The sequence below is a fragment of the Oribacterium sp. C9 genome, assembly GCF_002007235.1.
Taxonomy (GTDB): Bacteria; Bacillota; Clostridia; order Lachnospirales; family Lachnospiraceae; genus Oribacterium.
Map to the genome: position 1 here is coordinate 154,667 of NZ_MUHW01000004.1, position 19,688 is coordinate 174,354.

Here is a 19,688-nt window from a genome sequence, read left to right on the forward strand (position 1 = left end):
ATATATACTGATCTCATCAAGGGAGGAGGAGCAGGCGATGGAGTTAATTACCAGCATTCGGAAAGCGATCGATTATATGGAGAAGCATCTTACCGACAACATCAGTGCGCAGGATGTTGCCGATCAGGTGTATCTTTCACCATTCTTCTTTCAGAAAGGGTTTTCGCTGATAACAGGTTACGGTCTCGGAGAATATATCCGAAATCGGAGACTGCATAATGCGGCACTAGATCTGAAGGAGACAGAGGATAAGGTGATCGATATCGCACTCCGGTATTGTTATGAAACTCAGGAGAGTTTTAGCAAGGCTTTCTCGCGTTTCCACGGCGTGACACCCACGCAGGCCCGTGAAGGAGCAGATGTAAAGACTTTTCTTCCCTTGTCTATCAAAGTACAGGTTCAAGGAGGTATCCAAATGGAATACAAGGTAACAACAATGTTTCAGTTAAAGGTGATCGGATTTCAGAAAGAGTTTGATTACGAAACCGCTTATCAGGATATCCCGAAGTTCTGGGATGAGATCTGCGAGAAATATGCCGCAAATGTTTATGCCGGGAATGAGCCGGCGAACCCTCAAGAGAAGGCGATTATAGATCATTGTATCGGAGAATATGGAGTTTGTATCGATGATATCGGCGGAGGTAAGTTCCGATATCTGGTTGCTGGAAAGTACTCCGGCGGAGATGTTCCGGATGGCATGGTAGTCTATGAGTTCCCACGTGGTGATTGGGCGGTGTTTGACTGCATAGGTCCTATCCCTGAGTCACTGCAGAGCCTTAATACCCGCATATTTAAGGAGTGGCTGCCGGGAAATCCTGACTATGAGCTCTGTGGAAACGGTAATGTCGAATGGTATGACTGCGTCAATGGGGAAAAGACCGACAAGGATTATCACAGCGCGATCTGGATTCCTGTAAAAAAGAAGGCGTAAGATTCAAAACCTGTATCCCGGGAAACCGGGGTACAGGAAAAATATTTGGCTAACGCCAAATACGCTCCGCTTTGGATGCGCACTCGCGCGAATGGTAATTGTTGCATTCGCAACCGCGCTCGGCGCAAAAAAATCCGCAAGCGGATTTTTTATATATAGAACATGACATACTGTTGTCCTGTTTGGCTTGATAAGATATGCGAAAAGGGTGGTCAAATGAAGATAGACAGACTTATCGGAATATTATCTATACTTCTGCAGAAAGAGATGACAACGGCTCCGGAGCTGGCAGATCATTTTGAAGTGTCCAGGAGGACGATAAACAGGGATATCGAAGATCTTTGTAAAGCGGGTATACCGATTCAGACATCTCAGGGAGCCGGAGGAGGCATAAGCATTATGAACGGATACCGGATGGACAGGACGCTTCTGACATCCCGGGATATGCAAATGATCCTTGCGGGACTGCGAAGTTTGGACAGTGTAAGTGGGAGCAGATACTACGGACAGCTGATGGAGAAGATACAGGCAGGTTCTTCTGAATTTGTAAACGGCAGGGATTCCATACTGATCGATCTGTCTTCATGGTACCGGGATACGCTTCCCCCAAAGATAGGTCTCATCCAGGACGCCATTGAACTGCGCAGGAGAATCTGCTTCGATTACTATTCGCCGGGAGGCGATACGAAAAGGGAGATCGAGCCATATTATCTGATCTTCAAATGGTCCAGCTGGTATGTATATGGGTTCTGCCTGTTAAGGGAAGACTTCCGGCTGTTCAAGCTGAACAGGATGGACAGTATCGTTCATGGTGAGGTGTTTGACAGAAGATCCGAGATTCCTTTGCCGGAGCTGTCAAATGAAAAGGTCTTTCCTGCAAAAGGAAGAGTCAAAGCAGTTTTTGATCCGTCCATGAAGTGGCAATTGGTTGAAGAGTACGGCGTGGGTTCATTTGAAGAGCAGCCGGATGGATCGCTTCTCTTTGAACATGAGTATGCGGATGATGAAGGCCTGATATCATGGATGCTTTCATGCAGGGATAAGGTGACTGTGATCGAGCCGGAATCTGTCAGGGACAAGTTGTATCAGATTGCCTGTGATATGGCGGAAAAATATGCAACAGCAGTGAGCGAAGCGGAGCCATGCGGAGCTTTTGAAAGGAGGGAAAAGAACCATGGGAAACAAAGCGTTGATGATAATTGACATTCAAAATGACATTACTAAGAACTACAAAAAGATCATTGATCGTATCAATCAGGCTATCGACTGGGCTGTGACAGAGAATATGCAGATCATCTATATCAAGCATAATAATCTGTCGCCGGGAACCAGAACCTTTAAGCCGGACACAAAAGGTGCTGAGCTGGTTCCTGAAATGAAGGTGGTATCCGATAATATCTTTGTGAAGACGAAGGCAAATGCGCTTACGAGCGAGGAATTTACAGAGTTCATTGAAAAGAATGGAATTAACGAGTTCTTTATTGCCGGTGCGGATGCCACAGGCTGCGTAAAGTCCACATGCTTCAATATGACAAAGGCAGGATATAGTGTTCACGTGATATCCGATTGTGTTACAAGCTATGATCTGAAAAAGCTGGATGAAATGTACGCCTACTATGCGAAAAAGGGCTGTGAGGTCAAAGAACTTAAGGATTACATGGAGGGCGCTGATCGTCCGGTGGACGATCGTTTAGCGCGGACCGGAACGAAGTGGAGACAGAGCATGAGATTAGATGGTTTTGGGTTACTTGTAGAAGACATGGGGAAGATGATTCGCTTTTACAGGGATGTTCTCGGATTTGAGATCAAGGAAGAAGAGAATACTTCTAATGTTTATCTTATAAAGGATGGAACACTTTTTCTGCTTTACGGCAGGAAGGATTTTGAGAAGATGACAAGCCGGCGGTATGAGTATATAAAAGGGCTGAACGGTCATTTTGAAATGGCGCTGTATGTCGATACTTTTGAAGAGGTGGATGAGACGTACAAAAGGGCTGTGGAAAATGGCGCAATATCCGTGCTGGAACCAGAACTTGAACCTTGGGGACAGAGAACCTGCTATATTGCTGATCCGGAAGGCAACTTGATAGAGATCGGTTCCTGGAATAAACCTTACGAAGAGAAAGACCTGACGGAGGGGTGCTGATCGTCCGGTGGACGATCGTTTAGCACCGACCGAAACGAAGTGGAGAAAAAGGATATGGCGTTTGATTATAAGAAGGAATATAAAGAATTCTATATGCCGAAGGGCACGCCGTCTATCGTAGATGTTCCGAAAATGAATTATATCGCGGTTAGAGGCAGCGGGAATCCAAATGATGAAGATGGCGAATATAAACAGGCTATAGGTCTTTTGTATGGAATCGCATTTACGATCAAGATGAGTAAAAAAGGTGATCATCAGATTGACGGATATTTTGATTATGTAGTTCCGCCATTGGAAGGTTTTTGGTGGCAGAATGGAGTAATCGGTATCGACTATGCTCATAAAGAAGATTTCAAGTGGATATCCGTCATCCGCCTGCCAGACTTTGTAACGAAAGATGATTTTGAGTGGGCTGTCAGGGAAGCTACGGTTAAGAAGAAACAGGATTTCTCAAAGGTGGAGTTCTTTACTTATGATGAAGGGTTGTGTGTGCAGTGCATGCATATCGGATCGTATGATGATGAACCTGCTACAGTAGATGCAATGCACAGATTTATAGAAGAACAGGGTTATGTTCTGGATATCACTGACAAGAGACTGCACCATGAGATTTATCTATCTGATGCGAGAAAAGTCCAGCCGGAGAAACTGAAGACAGTGATCCGACATCCGATCAGGGCGCTGGATGTCCGGGGGACATCCGCTTAGCACGGACCGGAACGGAGAGAGTAGGAGGAGAGGGCTATGGATTATATCAGGGTTACTAAGCGCAGAATGCACCGACGCCGATCACAACTTATTCGCTATTCTGTGATGGGAAGTATATCACGAATGAACAGATGAATGACAAGAAGTTTTTGAAGCTTGTGAACGAATAACTCTACTTTCCATAGGTTGTTATGAGGCTTCCGGTGCAATATCATTTGTTTATGAACATGATATTGAAGGAGGATCTGAGATGAATCAATATATTACGGGCACGGCTATCAAGAAACTGCGGGAACAGAGAAAAATGACACAGCTTCAGTTGGCAGAGATTTTGGGAGTGAGTGAAAAGACCGTCTCAAAATGGGAATCGGGTCGCGGTTATCCAAGCCTCGATCCGCTTAAGGAGATATCGAAGTTCTTTTCTGTTTCAATCGATGATCTGATCTGCTCGGAAGAGATCATTTCTGCGGCGTAAGATGAGAAGAAAGACAGCATTGATAAGTACATAGCTCTGATCTGTAGTAGAAGCAGGGAGCTTCAAATAATATGAAGGAGGCTGACTACTATTGACAGAAAAACACCTAAGAAAGTCGATCGGAAGCGTTTTGTCAGATACAAGGAAGGTGCAGAGATGTACTCCATGTGTCAATCCAAGTTCGAGGATAGGCTGTATTGACAAAGCATGATATAAGCATTAGTCTATAGACAAAAGAATATACAGCTTTCACTCGTCACCGGATGAGTGATTTATAAAGCATCTGGAACTTAATCGTAGGTACGGTGTTCACACACCATAAGATTAGGTTCTGGATGCTTTTTTGTTTAGGAGGTGAATGAAAATATGTTGGTAAAAGCATTTAATTCATTACAGAAAGAAGGGAAGGATATACGGCAAAAAGTATTTATGGAAGAACAGGGGTTCAAAAATGAATTTGATGATATTGATAAAACCGCAGTCCATATGATTGCCTTCGAAAATGATAAAGCTGTTGCTACAAGCCGTTTATATTATTCCGAATCCAGGAACTGCTATGTATTGGGAAGAATTGCGGTTCTTAAAGAGTTCAGAGGAAAGGATTACGGACGGGCTGTTGTCTGCGGTGGTGAAGAATATGTTAAGAGTCACGGCTTTGGCACAGTAGAATTGTCTGCCCAAATAAAGGCTAAGGATTTCTATAAGAAACTTGGTTACAAAGAACTTAATGAAATAACAGATGATGAGGGATGTCCTCATGTATGGATGAGAAAGGAGCTGTAAAAATGAAAATGGTCTATATGTTCCCATTGTTGATGGTCATTCTTTGCAATACCGGTTATCACCTGATAATGAAGAGCCTTCCGAACAATACAAACCCATTCTTAGGACTTGCTGCAACTTACGGAGCTGCTTTCATCGGAAGTATTTTGATATTCCTTCTTACAAGACATACTATTTTTGCTCAGGATAATGGAAATGTATGTCCGATGAATTATTTGCTGGGGCTTGTCCTGATCGGAGTAGAAGGCGGTTACATACTCATGTATCAGGCCGGATGGCAGATAAGCAAGGCATCGGTCGTTTCAAGCATAGTCCTGACGGTCATCTTGTTTATATTGGGGTCAACTATATTTAAAGAGATGATCACCATGGACAAAGCTGTCGGTATGATATTCTGCATCATTGGGATAATGTTCATGAACCGATGATCAATTGTCTTCTCCGAAAATAATATGAGGAGATTATGAAGGAGCAGGTCGTATACCAGGACCTGCTATGTGAATATAACATGACTAAACCTTCTGAGTTTAGTATAAGCTGCTCTTCGGTAACACTTATTACATGGGGATTTTCTCTGAGTTTTTGGAATACTATAAGGAGCATATGTAGATTGTAAGGCGATTATTACCCGGGTATAATTGTGAGAGACATATTTACTAATAACCAAAAAGAAGTGGGTTGATATGAAGGATTACAGAGAGCTTGCATGGCAAATGGAACGGATAATCCATAAATATACACAGTATGAAAAGAAACCTCAGCAGTACTGCAAAGGGCTTACGCTGACTCAGCCTGAGATTCATACAGTGGCGATAATAGGTGATCAGGAAGGAATCAGTGTGACAGGTCTTGCAAAGGTGCGTGGGATTACCAAAGGTGCTGCATCCCAGATGGTCTACAAACTGGTTGATAAGGGACTTGTGGAGAAAAGAGTTTCTCCAAGCTCTGATTCAGAGCTTAATCTGTATCTCACAAAGCTTGGGAAGAAGGCCAGGGCAGAACACAGAAAAAAACATGAGACAATGGGAGAAAAGTTTTCTGAAATCATGGATGGAATCTCTGAAGAAATGCAGGATGATATGCTCAAAGTTTTAAAGAGTTTTGAAGAAGAACTTGATAAGCTTCAGTAATTAAACAGTGTAAAACAGACCCTGATAAGTGAATGAGGGTCTGTTTTTTATTTTGAGGTGTATAGTAACTATACAGTATAAAGACTAAACAGGGGGATATCATGAAGCTTAATATCGATTTTGTAAAAGGTAACACAAAAAAATCTCTGATTAAAATGTTCGTGCCACTTTTAATGGCAATGACACTAACCATGATCTACAGTATGGTTGACAGTCTGTGGGTAGGGAACCTTTTAGGTGAGCAAGGGCTATCGGCACTGACGGCAGGTACAGCGATAGTGTTGATAATGAGTTCGTTATCTATGGGAACGGGAAATGGCATATCGGTTATGATAGCTCAGATGGTTGGAGCGAAGGATAAAAAAGCCATTGGCGGGAGCTGCGCTACTGTCATATTGGTATCAGCCTTTATTTCGATTCTTGGATGCGTCCTTATGGAATTTCTGTTAACACCTGTCCTGAAACTAATGGGGGCGCCATCAGTGATCCTTGGTGAAGCATCCATGTATCTGAAGATTTATCTGATCGGGAATGTAGCTCTTTTTATTTATATGCAGTTTACATCAATATTCAGAGCCTTTGGCGATTCTGTTTTTCAAATGATAGGTATGATAATTCCGGCAGTAATTAACGCCATTGCAGATCCCTTCATGATCAGAGTCTATGGATTAAAAGGAGCGGCCATTGCAACAGTTATTTCAGAGGTTCTTTGTCTTGTCTTTGCTGTTTTATATCACATGAAGAAAAGATACTTTTCCTTTGATTTCAGAGGAATGGAAATTAAGCAGGTAGCCGCTATGATGAGATTTTGCATACCTACATCTGTCCAGGCTGTTATGCCGGCACTAAGCTCAGCTATAATGATCTCATTTATTTCACCTTTTGGGACAGTGGCAATGGCAGGGTTTGGCGTAGCAAGAAATCTTGAATATCTCATGTTTATGCCGACAACAGCTATGTGCATGGCGGTAACATCTATTGTTGGTCAGTGCAGCGGTGCCGGAAGATGTGACAGGGCGAAAGACTATCTGGAATCTGCTGTATTAGCAGGAACAGGGCTTATAGCTGTCATTAGCCTGATGGTAGTGATCTTTTCGGGTAATCTCACGGCAGTATTCGGTCAGGGTGCCGAGATAGCTGCTGTTGTAAAGCAGTATTTCAGAATACTTAGCATCGGTTTTGTACTTTACATGATCACCAGCTGCCTACAGGGGTTTCTCACCGGTATTGGAAAGCCAGAGAAATCCATGTTGATACTTATTGTCTATTATATTATTGTCCGTATTCCGGCTGCGATGATATTAAAAAACATTTTTGGACTTAGTGGTGTTTGGATGGCTTTTTTGGTAAGTCATATTGTCAGTGCCATCTTTGGACTGATTATATATCGGCTTAATACCACTAAAAAAACATCTGTTGACATGAAGTACTCTGAGGCATATTTGAAATAGTGCAACAAAGCAAGAAAGGTTCTGGCATGAAAAGGATTATAATTTATTTCTCATTAGAAGGTAACACAGAGTATATAGCAGATGAACTGGCAAAGGTACTTCCAGCAGATAAATTAAAGCTTGTTCCAAAGAAAGCGTATTCGACCAGTGGATTCTCAAAGTTTTTCTGGGGTGGGAAGAGTGCTGTTATGGCAGAAAAGCCCGAGCTTGAGGCATACGATCTGGACGTGTCAGCTTATGATGAGATTATTTTTGGATTTCCTGTTTGGGCAGGAACGTTCACGCCTCCGCTTCGGACGTTTATTTTGGAGAATAAAGAGAACTTGAAAAATAAGACTATAGCTGTATTTGCCTGTCAAAGCGGTTCCGGGGCAGAGAGAGCTTTTTCTAAGCTAAAGGACTGCATTGGAATCACAAGCTTTGTCGCGACTGCGATTTTCATTGATCCGAAAGATAAACCTTCAGAAGATAATACACATAGACTCAGCGAGTTTTGTCAGATGCTATAGCAGAATTTTAAGTAGTGTAAAACAGACCTATATCCGTGTAAAGGTAGGTCTGTTTTTGGTTTTAAGATAATATGAAATCAGGAGAAATAAAGAGGAGAATGATGATAAAAACAGAAAGAATAAAGATATATCCTGCTAGTAGAGAGCAGATGGAAAAAATAATCCAAGCGGAAAAGGATGATGAGCTTAAGAAGGCATATGGTGAAATGCTGGAGGGGGGCCTTACGCATCCGAATCAGTGGGACTGGTATGCCATGTGGATGATTGAAAAGACAGATGGAACACATATCGGAGATCTGTGTTTCAAGGGGCTTGAGGAGAAAAATCCTGAAATCGGATACGGAGTTTTAGACGAGTTTCAGGGACATGGCTATGCAACAGAGGCTGTGAGCCTGGCAAAAAAATGGGCATTTGATCATCCGGAAATAATAGCTGTAGAGGCAGAGACAGATCCTGACAATGCGGCGTCTCAAAAAGTGCTGATGAAATGCGGATTTGTAGCTAATGGAGAAATCGGAGAAGAGGGGCCCAGGTTTATTGTTTATAAGGAGCAGAATAAACTTGAGCGCAAGGTCAAAAACCGGGAACAGAAAAAGGCAGAGGAGTTAAGACTTTTTGAACTAAAACAGCAGAAAAAGAAAGAGAAGCACAAAGGACATTGATGGATAATGTAAGACCAGATTGGGAGGCTATGCATATGAATATTCTTGCAGGAGAAGAAAAAATGAGCGAAGTTCGCACAGCTATGGGGTATGAATCGATGGAAATAGGGGTTGAAGTATAAAAAACACTTTGTAGAATAATACGTATCGGGCGCCCGGTGAAAAAGAAAATGGAATTGTAGGTTTATATTACATTGATGCTTTTGATGGAACAAATGTGTTGGATCTAAAGCCATATGTTCCAAGTGTTGATAGAGTTAAAAATGCGAAGGTTCCTAATTGGTGTAGCCATTGGCCAAAGTCTTATGAAGAGAGCGGCGACTTTGATTGGGAATCAGAATTCAGTTTTTGATAAAGGGGACAGTATGGCACTAGCAGATTATATATACAATAAGCCGATTATTGAAACTGAGCGATAGTAGATCAAAGTCATTAAAGTATACTATGGAGTATCAAGGGGTGATATGAGCATTAGATTTGTAAAGAAAAGTGTACGATCGACGGACGCCAAAATTCTGATAGCCAGGCCTAATATGTCGCTTAAAATGGTAGTGGAGATGGTGGTAGAATAATTACGTGTGATGTAAAACGCGGGGGTAATTCATAATGCTTCGTATAGCAATATGTTATGATGATAGATCCGACAGAGAGCGGATTTGCGGGTTTGTATCTGAATATCTTAAGGGAAAAGAAATCCGAGCTGAAGTAAAGGTATTTGACCATCCGGATAAGCTGAACCAGGAGTGCGAGACCTTCAGGCCACAAATATATCTTCTTGACATAGTAATGCCTATGGTCACAGGTATTCAGGCGGCAAGGGAACTTAGGTGTCATGAGTCCATAAGCGTAAATCTCGGAGCCATTGATAAGCTTACGAAGTCTGACATAACTCTTCGAAGTAAAGAGACAGTACCGGTATCCAAAAGCAGATATGCTGAGGTAGCTGACAGGTATATGGATTACAGATTGGAGTAAAGATAAATGCATGATATTCTTTTGACATCAATCATTATCAGTATCTTTGCCATGCTCCTTGAAGGGTTCATTGTTTTTAAGAACCTCAAGAATAAACTTCATGGATATTTGTTCATTAACTGTATGGTGATGCTGGTAAATAATACAGGTTACCTATTAGAGCTTTTATCGAAGGCTGAGGATGAATATATTGCTGCGCTGAAATTTTCGTATGCCGGGAGAGTATGGATCATATTCTCTCTTTTTATGTTTACGGTAGAGTTCTGTCATCTAAGGGTTCCAAAGCTTTTGGTAAGGGCATTTGTGCTTTTTAACGTGCTGGTTTATGTGACAGTATTTACACTGGAAAATCACAATCTGTATTATTCAAAGACTTGGTTTGATAAGGATGGGCTTTTCCCGGTTCTTTTGCATAGAAGCGGAATCGTACATCAGGTGTTTATGCAGGTTCAGGCGGCTGTTATCATCGCCGTATTTTTTCTGCTGTTTAAGAGCCTGAAAAGCTACAGGGGCAAAATTGCAAAAAATCGAGCGATGATAATAATTGCCGGGTTCCTCATTGAGGCAGTTCTTTTCATCTGCCAGATCACGCATATATTCTTTGTCACATACTTTTTTGACATATCTGTATTTGGAAATGTGGCAGTCACGATTTCCATGTTCATTGCAATATTTAGATATAACCTTTTGGGAATTATCGACATGGCAAGGGAATATATTGTGGACAGGCTCTCTGAAGGTGTTGTAGCTGTGGACCCGGATGGAAGGCTTCAGTACTACAACGAGCATGTAAAAGAACTGTTCCCGGAGGTGACAAAGGATGCGGAAGGCGTTGTGGAGCGGCTTAGGGAGGCTATCGTAAAAGGAGATACCCTGGTAATAGGTGAAAGATTCTTTTCTCCGGAAGAAAAAGAGCTTTATGCAGATGGTGAACTTATTGGAAAGCTGTATGCTCTGGTGGACACGACTGCTCTTAAACAACGGGAATATAAGTTAAAAGCAGATGCTGCCATGCTGGAAATGGCGGCAGACAGTATGAAGGAACGTCTTGGTGCCACAGAAGAGATGCTCAGTCAGGACAGGGCAATGCGACATGACAGGAGACATTTTGAGGCTCTTATTTTATCTCTGATCCAGGATGGTAAAGTGGATGAGGCCAGAAAATGTCTTGAGGAAAGGCTGTCTCAGGAGCCAAGCACAAGACAGCGCTATTGCGAGAATCCAACAGTCAATGCAGCTATTATGCATTATGTAGCAGTTGCAGAGAAAAAAAGCATCAAGGTAAAGATATCAGCAAACATACCTTATAAGCCAGGTGTAGATGAGATGCAGCTTGCCATTGCTATAAGTAACCTTTTTGAGAATGCAATCCACGCCTGCGAAAAGGTGACCGAGAACGACCGCTTTATCGAGATTACAGCCAAGTTTAAACAACAGCTCCTATTTGAAATCGTCAATTCCTGTGATGGAAAAGCAGAGCTTAATGAAGATGGTTATCCTGTTACAAATGAAGTTGGGCATGGCATCGGAACCCGCAGCGTTCTGGATTTTGTACAGAAGACAAACAGTGAAATAAGATATATTGCTGAGGACAATAAGTTTAAAGTGAGAATGATCATATGAAACGAGTAGCAATGTTTTTATTATCTATAGTCATATGCGCAGCTTTTATCGCCGGGTGCAGTGCAGGCACTGGTAAAGGGGTAACTACGGTGACCTTCATGACCTGGAACCCTGCTGATGTCGGCCCTAACAGTCCTATCTTCAAAATTATTGAATCATTTGAAAAAGAAAACCCTGATATAAAGATCAAATATGTTTTTGAGGGTGCTGGGGATTACCAGAATCATCTCAGGGTAAAACTGATGGGAAACAGTGGCCCTGATGTTTTCGGTATCTCTACAGGTACAGATTTTGATACGACCAGAGCATTTGAGGAAGAACTTACATCGTATTGTGTTAAGGCCTGGGGGCAGGACTGGCAGAATAAGTTCTTTAGTTCATGCATAGAAGATATAAGTGATGAAAATGGTTGTATCTACGGACTGCCATTGGGACAGACCTATGCAGGGTATATGTGGGCAGACATAAATATGCTTAAGGAATACGGCTGCGAAGTACCGACAAGTTATGAAGAAATGTTAGAAACGTGCAATAAACTTCGCGAAAACGGAAGTTATCCGCTGGCAATCGGAGCTAAGGACGCATGGCTTAATCAGGATATGTGGATGTCTATAGCAGCCGACTGCGGCAGGGATGCACTATATGATGCCATAGAGGGCAAGGCATCCTTTGAAACAGAGCCTATTATAGAATCCTTCAGGATATGGCAGGAGAGCTTCAGTAACGGTGTGTTTCAGGACAAAGCCATAAAAATGACGCTGTATGACGACGTTAATGATATGTTTCAGCTCAAGGGCAGTATCCCAATGTTTGCAAATGGTTCCTGGGCTATGAACATGTATACGCGAACCGATGAGATGACCTACGCCAATTTTAATGGCGAAGGTGCGAATCATGAAGTTTTCCTTATAGACTGGAACAGCGATGGCGCAGTAGCACCGGTAACAGCTGCTACAGATGTGATCCTTTGTATGAATCCAGAGTCAAAGGATAAGGAAGCAGCATTTCGCTGGATGAATTATCTTGTTAATAAAGGTCAGGAGATTCTTGTAAACCAGTATCTTGAGTACATGCCCTCCAGGACTGACATGGAACTGAATGTACAGGGGCTTAATGAGGATGGGCAAAAGAACCTTGAGTACATCGTTGAAAACGGTAAAACAAATGTTGCGGGATCAAGGATAATACCTTATGAAGACCTTTATATAGCCGTTCGTGATGCCCTTGAAGATCTGGCAAAAGACGAGATTACCCCGGAAGCAGCCGCAGCCAGAGTTCAGAAAGTATCAAGAAATACGTTACGGTAAATGCGGGTAATACAAAAGACAGCGGATATGCTATTCTCGCGGAATTAGTGAATGCAGTGCAAAAAGTACCCAAATCAGTGTAATTATTGATATGTATTTGTTTTATTGATAAACTCTAAGAGTAATAAATCTTAAATGAAAGCGAGGTAATCATATTTATGTTTGAGATGAAAATAATCGGAACAGAGATTGTAACTGAATATAGTATGGGACCCTCGGCTTATGAATATTATATGGAAGAGTCATAATCAACTTTTACTTCTTTCATTATATGACAATTTGCATTTTTGCGTTTTAAGCCGTGGCATTCTGGTCACGGCTTTTTCTATGCATGTATCAAGCAATATTTTCATAAACAGGGTCTCCAAACAGATGCGGCAAATGACATTAACAATGGAAAAAATGGAGACAAGACAATGAATAATAATGAGAACAAAGGAAGAATTTCTGAGATACAAAAAAACACCTACACCATTAGCTTTCAGGGAAAAGAAGTCCACGCAAAACTAAAGGGGAGTTTTAGGGAGACCACGGCCAGTCAGCTCCCTGTTGTGGGTGACTATGTGATATTTAACTACAACCCGATTGGGGATTCTGTAATAGAGTCTGTGTGTGAAAGAAATAGCTTTTTACAGAGGCCTGATCAGGCAAAGAGCTGTACAATGCAGTATATGCTGGCCAATGCAGATTACACTTTTATCATTACGTCACTCAATGAGGACTATAGCTATAACAGGATAGCCAGATATGTCAGCGTTGTGCTGCAGGGTGGATCTGTGCCTGTAGTTCTTTTGACCAAATCAGATCTGTGCAGCAATGTGGGCAGATATGTAAGAGAGGTGGAGACCATATCCGACAAAGTGAGAGTTCATGCTGTCTGTGCCCTCTATGATATAGGACTTGAAGAGCTTTCAGAGTACATGAAGAGCGGAATTACCATCGCCCTTTTAGGATCCTCAGGGGCAGGAAAGTCAACCCTTCTAAATGCCATGGCAGGAAAAGAGATCATGAAGACCTCAAAGGTTCGCGAGTCGGATTCAACAGGCAGACATACCACTACTCACAGACAGCTCATAGAACTTGAAAACGGAGTTTCAATAATTGATACTCCGGGTATGAGAGAGATTGGTATAGCGAGAGCGGAAGCTGGGCTGGAAGATACATTTTCTGACATCGTAGAGTTGGAAGCCATGTGCAGGTTTAGTGATTGCCGTCATGATTCAGAACCCGGATGCGCGATCAAAGCGGCGATTGGAAGTGGAGCGCTGTCTGAGGAGAGGTATATGCTCTATAAGTCTCTTTCATCAGAAAACACTCGCAACTACGCAAAGAAGAAGGAGATTGCGAAGTGGGCGAAGACTGCGAAGAAGTTCAAAGAAGCCAATAATATATGGATGTAGGAGAAATATGCTAAGATGGAAGAAAAGGACTTGGTGGAGGCGTAGAGAATATGGATTACATCAGAGTAACTAAAGATAATCTGGAAAAGGAGCATATCTGCTGTGCCATATCCAATAATAAGGATGAGCAGGTATCATCAAAGAAAGCGTGGCTCGCGGACCGCTTTGATGAAGGACTTGTGTTCCTTAAAAGCGCAGAGCGGGGTAAATGTTTTATAGAGTATATTCCTGCGGAAAATGCATGGAATCCGATCGAAGCTCCTGGGTATATGTATATTGATTGCCTGTGGGTTTCCGGATCATTTAAAGGGCATGGCTATTCCAGTGACCTTCTCTCTGAATGTATTAAGGACAGTAAAGAAAAGGGAAAGAAAGGTCTATGTATTCTGGCATCATCAAAGAAAAAGCCTTTTCTGGCCGACTCAAAGTTTTTGAAATACAAAGGATTTACTGTGTGTGATGAAGCCGATAACGGTATTCAGCTATGGTATCTTCCTTTTGAAAAGAGTACAGATATTCCGTCATTCAAGGAATGTGCAAAGCATCCCCATATCGATGAAAAGGGATATGTACTTTTCTATACGAACCAGTGTCCTTTTAATGCAAAGTATGTGCCTGTTTTGGAAAAGACTGCCCTGGCTAACGAAATACCATTCAAGGTTATTAGACTATCGAACAGGGAAGAGGCCCAGAATGCTCCGACTCCAATCACCACATATGCTCTTTTCAGTGATGGAGAGTATGTCACGAATGAGCAGATGAACGATAAAAAGTTTCTGAAGTTTGCAGGAAGCTGTTGAGAAAATAAATAAGTGAATGTAGTGCAAAACAGGCTTAATGCGGTGTATACCGGGGCCTGTTTTTCTTTGCGTGATAGAGTAAGCATATCAAGAAATGCTTTAAATATCAGGAGGAAAGCGAGGTCTATGGAAGTAAAGTCAAATAGATATGATATACCCAAAAGAGATGGAAGCGTCTGGCCAGAGGATATCTGTCCTGCATATACATCGAGGGAGGATGCCATACCCTCAATACAAGGATGCTGGTACTGCAAATATGCAGATTTTCACCTTAAAGAAGAACGTGCTCTTGAGGTCGGGATATGTAACTGGCCTAAGATAATTATAGAGTAGCTATAGAAATTTACTTTATCAGTGATACCGCATCAAAGATACGGTTAGCTCTACTGAGATAAGTTACGATATTTTCTTTTGGCTCAGAAAAATCACCAGACCACCAGTGCTTGATAATACCGGCACAGCCTTCTATATTATAAGCTGTCATGTAGCGCATATCCGGGGTTATTTCCGTTATATTATCTTCAAATAGCCATAGCTGAAGGTAGTTTTCTTCAAGTAATTCTATCACTTGTTTTTGAAGGGGGATATCTGTAAAAATCAAAGAAAACATCCATTTGTTTTCTAATACGTAGTCAGTGAGTCTTACGTAATTATCTTCGTAATCGTGGCTTGGATCGGCAGATACGAATGCAGATATTTCTTCAAGTGCATGATTTTTTAAATCATCGTACAGTTCATAGATATCCTGGTAATGGGCATAGAAGGTTACTCTGTGAACATCTGCAGTTTCTGTTAATTCTTTTACTGTAATATGACTAATATCGCTCTTTGTGAGTAGCTTTATTAAAGCCTCATGAAGAGCTTTTTTTGTACGTTTTGCCCTCTTATCATTTTGGTTCATTTCATGCACCTCCTACAAATAGTTAAAGTTTTGTGAAATACAAAAATTAATACGGCATAAACTACATAATGATGGTCATATGTAATTTAGACTACATTTTAGGGTTAAATTGAATATAGTAAAGCTACACTGAGTAAATTATAATAAGCGAGCTTTCACAAGTCAAGTGACAGGTAATTTAAAGAAAGAACATTGTAGGAGGTTGTAACCAATGTTACAGGCAATAAGAAACTGTTTTGTTAAAGAGGAGGTAAACACCGGACTCTCTTCCTTACAGAACAGAAGAGGACGAAAAATGTCTGACCTATACAACGGATGCACTGAAAGTTGATACAGAAGTTACTGGATATCCAATTGTGGATTTATATGTTTCATCCACTGCGGATACAGGAGATTTCTATTTTTATCTTGAAGATGTAGACGAAAATGGTGAGGCTCTTTTGGTGACAGAGGGACAGTTAAATGCTTCCTTTGCAGATCTTTATGACAATGATGATATGATTCTTGGAGGAACTAAAGGAATAGACGTGTTGCCGGATCTTCCATGGCATGGCTATGAGACCAGCGAAAAGAATGATCAGGTTTTTGCAGATGGAAATATTGTTGAGTTAAAGTTAGATTTGATGCCGGCATCCATCAAAAATCACTTTACCAATAATACCAAGATAGGAGGTTTGTTATATGAATATCGAAATAAAAGAAATTGAAAAAAAAGATGAAAAAAAGGCAATGGAATTTGCTGTAAAAGGGATGAACTTTCATCGATATATACAGGGCGATTATGCCATGAAGTTATATGCCAGATATTTCTGGTATATGGAAATGGAAAGAGCAACTCAGTGTATAGCAGCATATGTTGATGGAAAGTTTACGGGGATACTGCTTGCAGAGATTAAAGGAGAGGAACATCCCTATGGAAAAATTCATCGTCGTTTGTATGTGAGGTTTATGCAATGGATACTTAGCACTTTTTTTCATGAAGGAGCAGGTGCATATGATGAGGCTAACAGGCAGGTGTTGAATGAATACAAAAAGACAGTGAGACCTGATGGGGAATTGATTTTTTTGGCTGCAGATCCTGACAGTAAAATAAAAGGCATTGGTACTAAGCTTTTGGAGGAACTTACAAAGCGGGAAAAAGGTAAAACCATATACCTTTATACAGGTGATGGATGTACTTGGCAGTTTTACGAGCATCGCGGTTTCGACCGTGCAGGTGAGAAAGATATCTGTATGGAGATAGAAGGTAGAAATGTCCCTATTAAGTGCATGCTTTATAGTAAGATATTATAAACCAGTTATTTCCATGGTTTATAAATACTTTGTAAATTATTGATAGGAGAGTGAAGATGTTGAGATTGAGACCATATATTTCAAAGGATTCAGAAACTGTTCTTTCATGGATCAAAGACGAAGAAACTTTTTACAAATGGACAGCAGGTATACTCGGTACTTATCCCATCACAGGCGAACAGTTTAATGCTGTCAGCGAATTTATGGCATTTACGGCTATTGAGGATGATGAGCCGGTGGGATTTTTCACCATGAGAAGACCGGGAAATTCCTTTGATGAATTAATGTTTGGATTTGTAATCGTAGATCCGAAGCACCGTGGACTTAGTTACGGAAAAAGAATGCTCCTTTTGGGATTAAAGTTTGCCAAAGAAATATACGGTGCAAGAAGAGTGACACTGGGAGTATTTGAAAACAACGAACCGGCATATTACTGCTACAGGGCGGCAGGATTCCGGGAAGGAAAATCAGACGAAGTGAAAGTCTATAAAATACTTGGCGAAATCTGGAGATGCCGGGAACTCGAGTATATCTGTTCAGATGATTTAAAAGACGAAACAAAAGAGGTCTACAGAGTTATGCTGAACAGTCTGGTGACCTTTTGAATATAGATAGCTCCATCTTTCATATTGATAAGTACCTCATTATCGGACTAACCGGTAATGAGGTATTTTTTTGGGTGAAGCCATGCCTTTGTTCAAAACATTTAGTCTGTTTATATTATCGTTATAATTTTTATACAGCTTTTAGTCGATTAGCTTAATTGAGGAGCAGATAAACAAGTCCCCGTATAATAAGAGACATGAAAGAGAGTGGATTATCTTCCAAAGAAGTAGAAGAACTAACCGCTCACGGTAAAATGAATCGGATAGAAAAGAAATCGGGGAATAGTATTCTCACTATAATTTTTAGAAATATTTTTACATAATTCAACGCAATCTTTGCAGGATTGTCTGTACTTCTGATAGCCGCCGGTTCATACAAAAGCCTTACATTTTTTCCTGTATTCTGATGGGATTTCACCATATGCTTTCAGGAAACAGCGGTTAAAATAGCTTATATCATTAAATCCGCAGGAATAGGCGATGTCTGCAATCGGAGTAGAAGGGCTGGTAATAAGCTCATCCCTTTGCGTTTTGGACGTGAAGGGATGTCAGAGTAAGATTGGTATAAAGCAGTTTGAATTAAGGCCAGACATTATAGTGATGAGGGAGATTTCATCGGCAGATACCGGTGGAGTCTCCCTCTTTTTTGCGTTTTGCCAAAATTCATCAGGCATCAACTATGGTGATGTACAGTTCCGAGTGAAATGAGGTTCCGGGGGATTGGGGGAATGCCCACCAACAAGCAAAAATCGCGTTGAGGGTCCTCGACGCCATGCTTGCGAAAAAAGGAAACACCCTAGAATATGTCCCTTAATATGTGCAGTATGTGATAGAATGAATATGTATGTCTCATCTATTTATGTTGAATCAGCTGCATAAAAGCACGGAGGTTTAAGCATGTCCAGAGGCACCAACCAAAAGTTCAAGTTCACATATCTCATGAAGGTAATGCTGGAAAAGACTGATGATGATCATGCACTTACCATGTCTCAGATCATGGAAGAACTTGAAAAGTACGATGTGACAGCGGAACGTAAAAGCATCTATCAGGACTTTGCGGATATGGAGAAGTTCGGGATAGACATCATCAAGGAGCAGGCAGGACGGGAAGCACACTCCAGCGTCAGGTCTTTATCGATAATCGTGTGAAGTCCATGAACGAAAGTGTTTTCTACAATGTTGATGAAGTCTATAACGCCATCAACGATAATAAGAAGATCCGCTTCAAGTATTATAAGTGGGACATCAATAAGAAACTGGTTCCCCGCCGTAACGGAGACTGGTTTATATTAAGCCCATGGGCGCTTACCTGGATGGATGAGAACTACTATATGGTTGCATTCGACGAGTGGGATGGCAAGATAAAGAGCTACCGTATAGATAAGATGATGCGAATATCAATCACAGATGAAGCCCGTGCCGGTAAGAAAGAATTCAAAGAATACGATATGGCGAAACTATCGAAATCAACATTCAGCATGTATGGCGGACCTAAGAAAAGAGTGACCATACAGCTTGATAACAGTATGTGTGGGGTCTTCCTGGATCGATTCGGAAAAGATGATATCTCATTCCGCCCTGTTGATGATATCCACAGCGAGATCTCGGTAGAAGTGAATGTGAGCCCACAGTTCTTTGCCTGGATCTTTGGCCTCGGAACCAAAGTTAAGATTGTGGGACCGGAGGATGTTGTTAAAGAGCTGAAGGATTACGGGAAAGCATTTCTTGAAAATTATAAGGAGCTAAATTGAGGAATGAAAAAACTGATATTAAAAATTGTTTTTGTCATAGTGACAATAGTTGCTTTATGTGGTCTGTACTTAATTATTAATGGCTCATTGGAGATGTTTCCCACGGAAGAACAGATTGAAAAAACACGTATTACAGGTTGGATAATGTTGTCAGCAGGAGTGTTTATTGACGGTATTATATGTAAAGGAGCATTCCTGTAATTCATAAATAAGCGCCAATTGAATAGAAAAGAACCTC

26 protein-coding genes and 3 pseudogenes are annotated in these 19,688 nt (G+C 41.3%); 27 read left to right on the top strand and 2 right to left on the bottom strand.

The genetic code is table 11. From position 1 onward, the window contains the following. The first annotated feature begins 37 nt into the window (after positions 1-37). The 21 genes and pseudogenes from BXO88_RS04340 (at position 38) to BXO88_RS04430 (ending at position 15,233) form a co-directional block, all read left to right on the top strand. The gene (locus tag BXO88_RS04340) at positions 38-931 is read left to right on the top strand and encodes an AraC family transcriptional regulator (protein ID WP_078036527.1); all 894 of its coding nucleotides are present in this window, start codon (positions 38-40) and stop codon (positions 929-931) included. A gap of 216 nt (positions 932-1,147) precedes the next feature. Continuing rightward, positions 1,148-2,134 carry a helix-turn-helix transcriptional regulator gene (locus tag BXO88_RS04345; RefSeq protein WP_078036528.1) on the top strand — a complete coding sequence of 329 codons (987 nt, stop codon included), beginning with the start codon at positions 1,148-1,150 and terminating at the stop codon, positions 2,132-2,134. After that, a complete protein-coding gene (locus BXO88_RS17230) occupies positions 2,106-3,077 on the top strand; it encodes an isochorismatase family protein (RefSeq protein ID WP_330395080.1) in 972 nt (323 codons plus the stop codon). The genes BXO88_RS04345 and BXO88_RS17230 overlap by 29 nt, the downstream gene beginning before the upstream one ends. 54 nt (positions 3,078-3,131) lie before the next feature. Then, complete coding sequence (locus tag BXO88_RS04360; RefSeq protein WP_078036529.1) at positions 3,132-3,785, top strand: GyrI-like domain-containing protein; 654 nt, start codon at positions 3,132-3,134, stop codon at positions 3,783-3,785. A 59-nt stretch (positions 3,786-3,844) separates the two neighbouring features. After that, positions 3,845-3,955 (top strand): annotated as a pseudogene (locus BXO88_RS17115) (YoaP domain-containing protein); the annotation flags it as partial. A gap of 80 nt (positions 3,956-4,035) precedes the next feature. After that, positions 4,036-4,260, top strand: coding sequence for a helix-turn-helix transcriptional regulator (locus BXO88_RS04370; RefSeq protein ID WP_078036530.1), 225 nt, complete (start codon positions 4,036-4,038; stop codon positions 4,258-4,260). A 90-nt stretch (positions 4,261-4,350) separates the two neighbouring features. Next, positions 4,351-4,461: a DUF6462 family protein gene (locus BXO88_RS16810; protein ID WP_330395087.1), complete on the top strand. Its 111-nt coding sequence runs from the start codon at positions 4,351-4,353 to the stop codon at positions 4,459-4,461. Positions 4,462-4,626: 165 nt separating this feature from the next. Next, the gene (locus BXO88_RS04375) at positions 4,627-5,043 is read left to right on the top strand and encodes a GNAT family N-acetyltransferase (RefSeq protein WP_078036531.1); all 417 of its coding nucleotides are present in this window, start codon (positions 4,627-4,629) and stop codon (positions 5,041-5,043) included. After that, the gene (locus BXO88_RS04380) at positions 5,022-5,471 is read left to right on the top strand and encodes an EamA family transporter (RefSeq protein ID WP_078036532.1); all 450 of its coding nucleotides are present in this window, start codon (positions 5,022-5,024) and stop codon (positions 5,469-5,471) included. The genes BXO88_RS04375 and BXO88_RS04380 overlap by 22 nt, the downstream gene beginning before the upstream one ends. Before the next feature lie 255 nt (positions 5,472-5,726). Continuing rightward, on the top strand, positions 5,727-6,173 hold the full coding sequence (locus BXO88_RS04385) for a MarR family winged helix-turn-helix transcriptional regulator (protein WP_078036533.1): 447 nt from the start codon (positions 5,727-5,729) through the stop codon (positions 6,171-6,173). A gap of 101 nt (positions 6,174-6,274) precedes the next feature. Beyond that, on the top strand, positions 6,275-7,624 hold the full coding sequence (locus tag BXO88_RS04390) for an MATE family efflux transporter (RefSeq protein WP_078036534.1): 1,350 nt from the start codon (positions 6,275-6,277) through the stop codon (positions 7,622-7,624). Positions 7,625-7,650: 26 nt separating this feature from the next. Continuing rightward, the gene (locus tag BXO88_RS04395) at positions 7,651-8,133 is read left to right on the top strand and encodes a flavodoxin family protein (protein WP_078036535.1); all 483 of its coding nucleotides are present in this window, start codon (positions 7,651-7,653) and stop codon (positions 8,131-8,133) included. A gap of 149 nt (positions 8,134-8,282) precedes the next feature. Further along, positions 8,283-8,621, top strand: a pseudogene (locus BXO88_RS17120) (GNAT family N-acetyltransferase); the annotation flags it as partial. A gap of 57 nt (positions 8,622-8,678) precedes the next feature. Then, positions 8,679-8,795, top strand: a pseudogene (locus BXO88_RS17125) (DUF2992 family protein); the annotation flags it as partial. Then, positions 8,795-8,917 (top strand): hypothetical protein, encoded by a 123-nt coding sequence (locus BXO88_RS16945; RefSeq protein WP_256363640.1) that lies wholly within the window; start codon positions 8,795-8,797, stop codon positions 8,915-8,917. The pseudogene BXO88_RS17125 and the gene BXO88_RS16945, both read left to right, overlap by 1 nt. A 484-nt stretch (positions 8,918-9,401) precedes the next feature. Beyond that, positions 9,402-9,770, top strand: a complete 369-nt coding sequence (locus tag BXO88_RS04405) for a LytTR family transcriptional regulator DNA-binding domain-containing protein (RefSeq protein ID WP_078036537.1) — start codon at positions 9,402-9,404, stop codon at positions 9,768-9,770. 6 nt (positions 9,771-9,776) lie between these two features. After that, entirely contained in the window at positions 9,777-11,393 is a 1,617-nt protein-coding gene (locus BXO88_RS04410) for a histidine kinase N-terminal 7TM domain-containing protein (RefSeq protein ID WP_078036538.1), read from the top strand. Beyond that, positions 11,390-12,700 (top strand): ABC transporter substrate-binding protein, encoded by a 1,311-nt coding sequence (locus BXO88_RS04415; RefSeq protein WP_078036539.1) that lies wholly within the window; start codon positions 11,390-11,392, stop codon positions 12,698-12,700. The genes BXO88_RS04410 and BXO88_RS04415 overlap by 4 nt, the downstream gene beginning before the upstream one ends. Before the next feature lie 416 nt (positions 12,701-13,116). Further along, a complete protein-coding gene (gene rsgA, locus BXO88_RS04420; protein ID WP_078036540.1) occupies positions 13,117-14,100 on the top strand; it encodes a ribosome small subunit-dependent GTPase A in 984 nt (327 codons plus the stop codon). Between the two features lie 50 nt (positions 14,101-14,150). Further along, complete coding sequence (locus BXO88_RS04425) at positions 14,151-14,900, top strand: N-acetyltransferase (RefSeq protein ID WP_078036541.1); 750 nt, start codon at positions 14,151-14,153, stop codon at positions 14,898-14,900. Between the two features lie 126 nt (positions 14,901-15,026). Then, positions 15,027-15,233 carry a hypothetical protein gene (locus tag BXO88_RS04430; RefSeq protein WP_078036542.1) on the top strand — a complete coding sequence of 69 codons (207 nt, stop codon included), beginning with the start codon at positions 15,027-15,029 and terminating at the stop codon, positions 15,231-15,233. 10 nt (positions 15,234-15,243) lie between these two features. On the opposite strand, the gene BXO88_RS04435 is transcribed toward BXO88_RS04430, so the two are convergent. Beyond that, positions 15,244-15,801 (bottom strand): TetR/AcrR family transcriptional regulator, encoded by a 558-nt coding sequence (locus BXO88_RS04435; protein ID WP_078036543.1) that lies wholly within the window; start codon positions 15,799-15,801, stop codon positions 15,244-15,246. 320 nt (positions 15,802-16,121) lie between these two features. Between BXO88_RS04435 and BXO88_RS04440 the strand changes: the two genes are divergently transcribed. Genes BXO88_RS04440 through BXO88_RS04450 form a run of 3 tightly spaced genes read left to right on the top strand, consistent with a single transcriptional unit; the run spans position 16,122 to position 17,699 of the window. After that, entirely contained in the window at positions 16,122-16,508 is a 387-nt protein-coding gene (locus tag BXO88_RS04440; protein ID WP_242945155.1) for a CocE/NonD family hydrolase C-terminal non-catalytic domain-containing protein, read from the top strand. Next, the gene (locus BXO88_RS04445; protein WP_078036545.1) at positions 16,483-17,094 is read left to right on the top strand and encodes a GNAT family N-acetyltransferase; all 612 of its coding nucleotides are present in this window, start codon (positions 16,483-16,485) and stop codon (positions 17,092-17,094) included. Before BXO88_RS04440 ends, BXO88_RS04445 begins: the two co-directional genes overlap by 26 nt. Before the next feature lie 56 nt (positions 17,095-17,150). Beyond that, a complete protein-coding gene (locus tag BXO88_RS04450) occupies positions 17,151-17,699 on the top strand; it encodes a GNAT family N-acetyltransferase (RefSeq protein WP_078036546.1) in 549 nt (182 codons plus the stop codon). A 371-nt stretch (positions 17,700-18,070) separates the two neighbouring features. On the opposite strand, the gene BXO88_RS17235 is transcribed toward BXO88_RS04450, so the two are convergent. Next, entirely contained in the window at positions 18,071-18,211 is a 141-nt protein-coding gene (locus BXO88_RS17235) for a helix-turn-helix domain-containing protein (protein WP_078036559.1), read from the bottom strand. A 385-nt stretch (positions 18,212-18,596) separates the two neighbouring features. Here BXO88_RS17235 and BXO88_RS17040 point away from each other — a divergent pair, with 385 nt between their 5' ends. The 3 genes from BXO88_RS17040 to BXO88_RS04470 are packed head-to-tail and all read left to right on the top strand — an operon-like array spanning position 18,597 to position 19,651. Further along, a complete protein-coding gene (locus tag BXO88_RS17040; protein ID WP_330395084.1) occupies positions 18,597-18,848 on the top strand; it encodes a hypothetical protein in 252 nt (83 codons plus the stop codon). A 5-nt stretch (positions 18,849-18,853) separates the two neighbouring features. After that, positions 18,854-19,450, top strand: a complete 597-nt coding sequence (locus tag BXO88_RS04465) for a helix-turn-helix transcriptional regulator (RefSeq protein ID WP_330395085.1) — start codon at positions 18,854-18,856, stop codon at positions 19,448-19,450. A 3-nt stretch (positions 19,451-19,453) separates the two neighbouring features. Further along, positions 19,454-19,651 carry a hypothetical protein gene (locus BXO88_RS04470; RefSeq protein WP_078036548.1) on the top strand — a complete coding sequence of 66 codons (198 nt, stop codon included), beginning with the start codon at positions 19,454-19,456 and terminating at the stop codon, positions 19,649-19,651. Positions 19,652-19,688 lie beyond the last annotated feature (37 nt).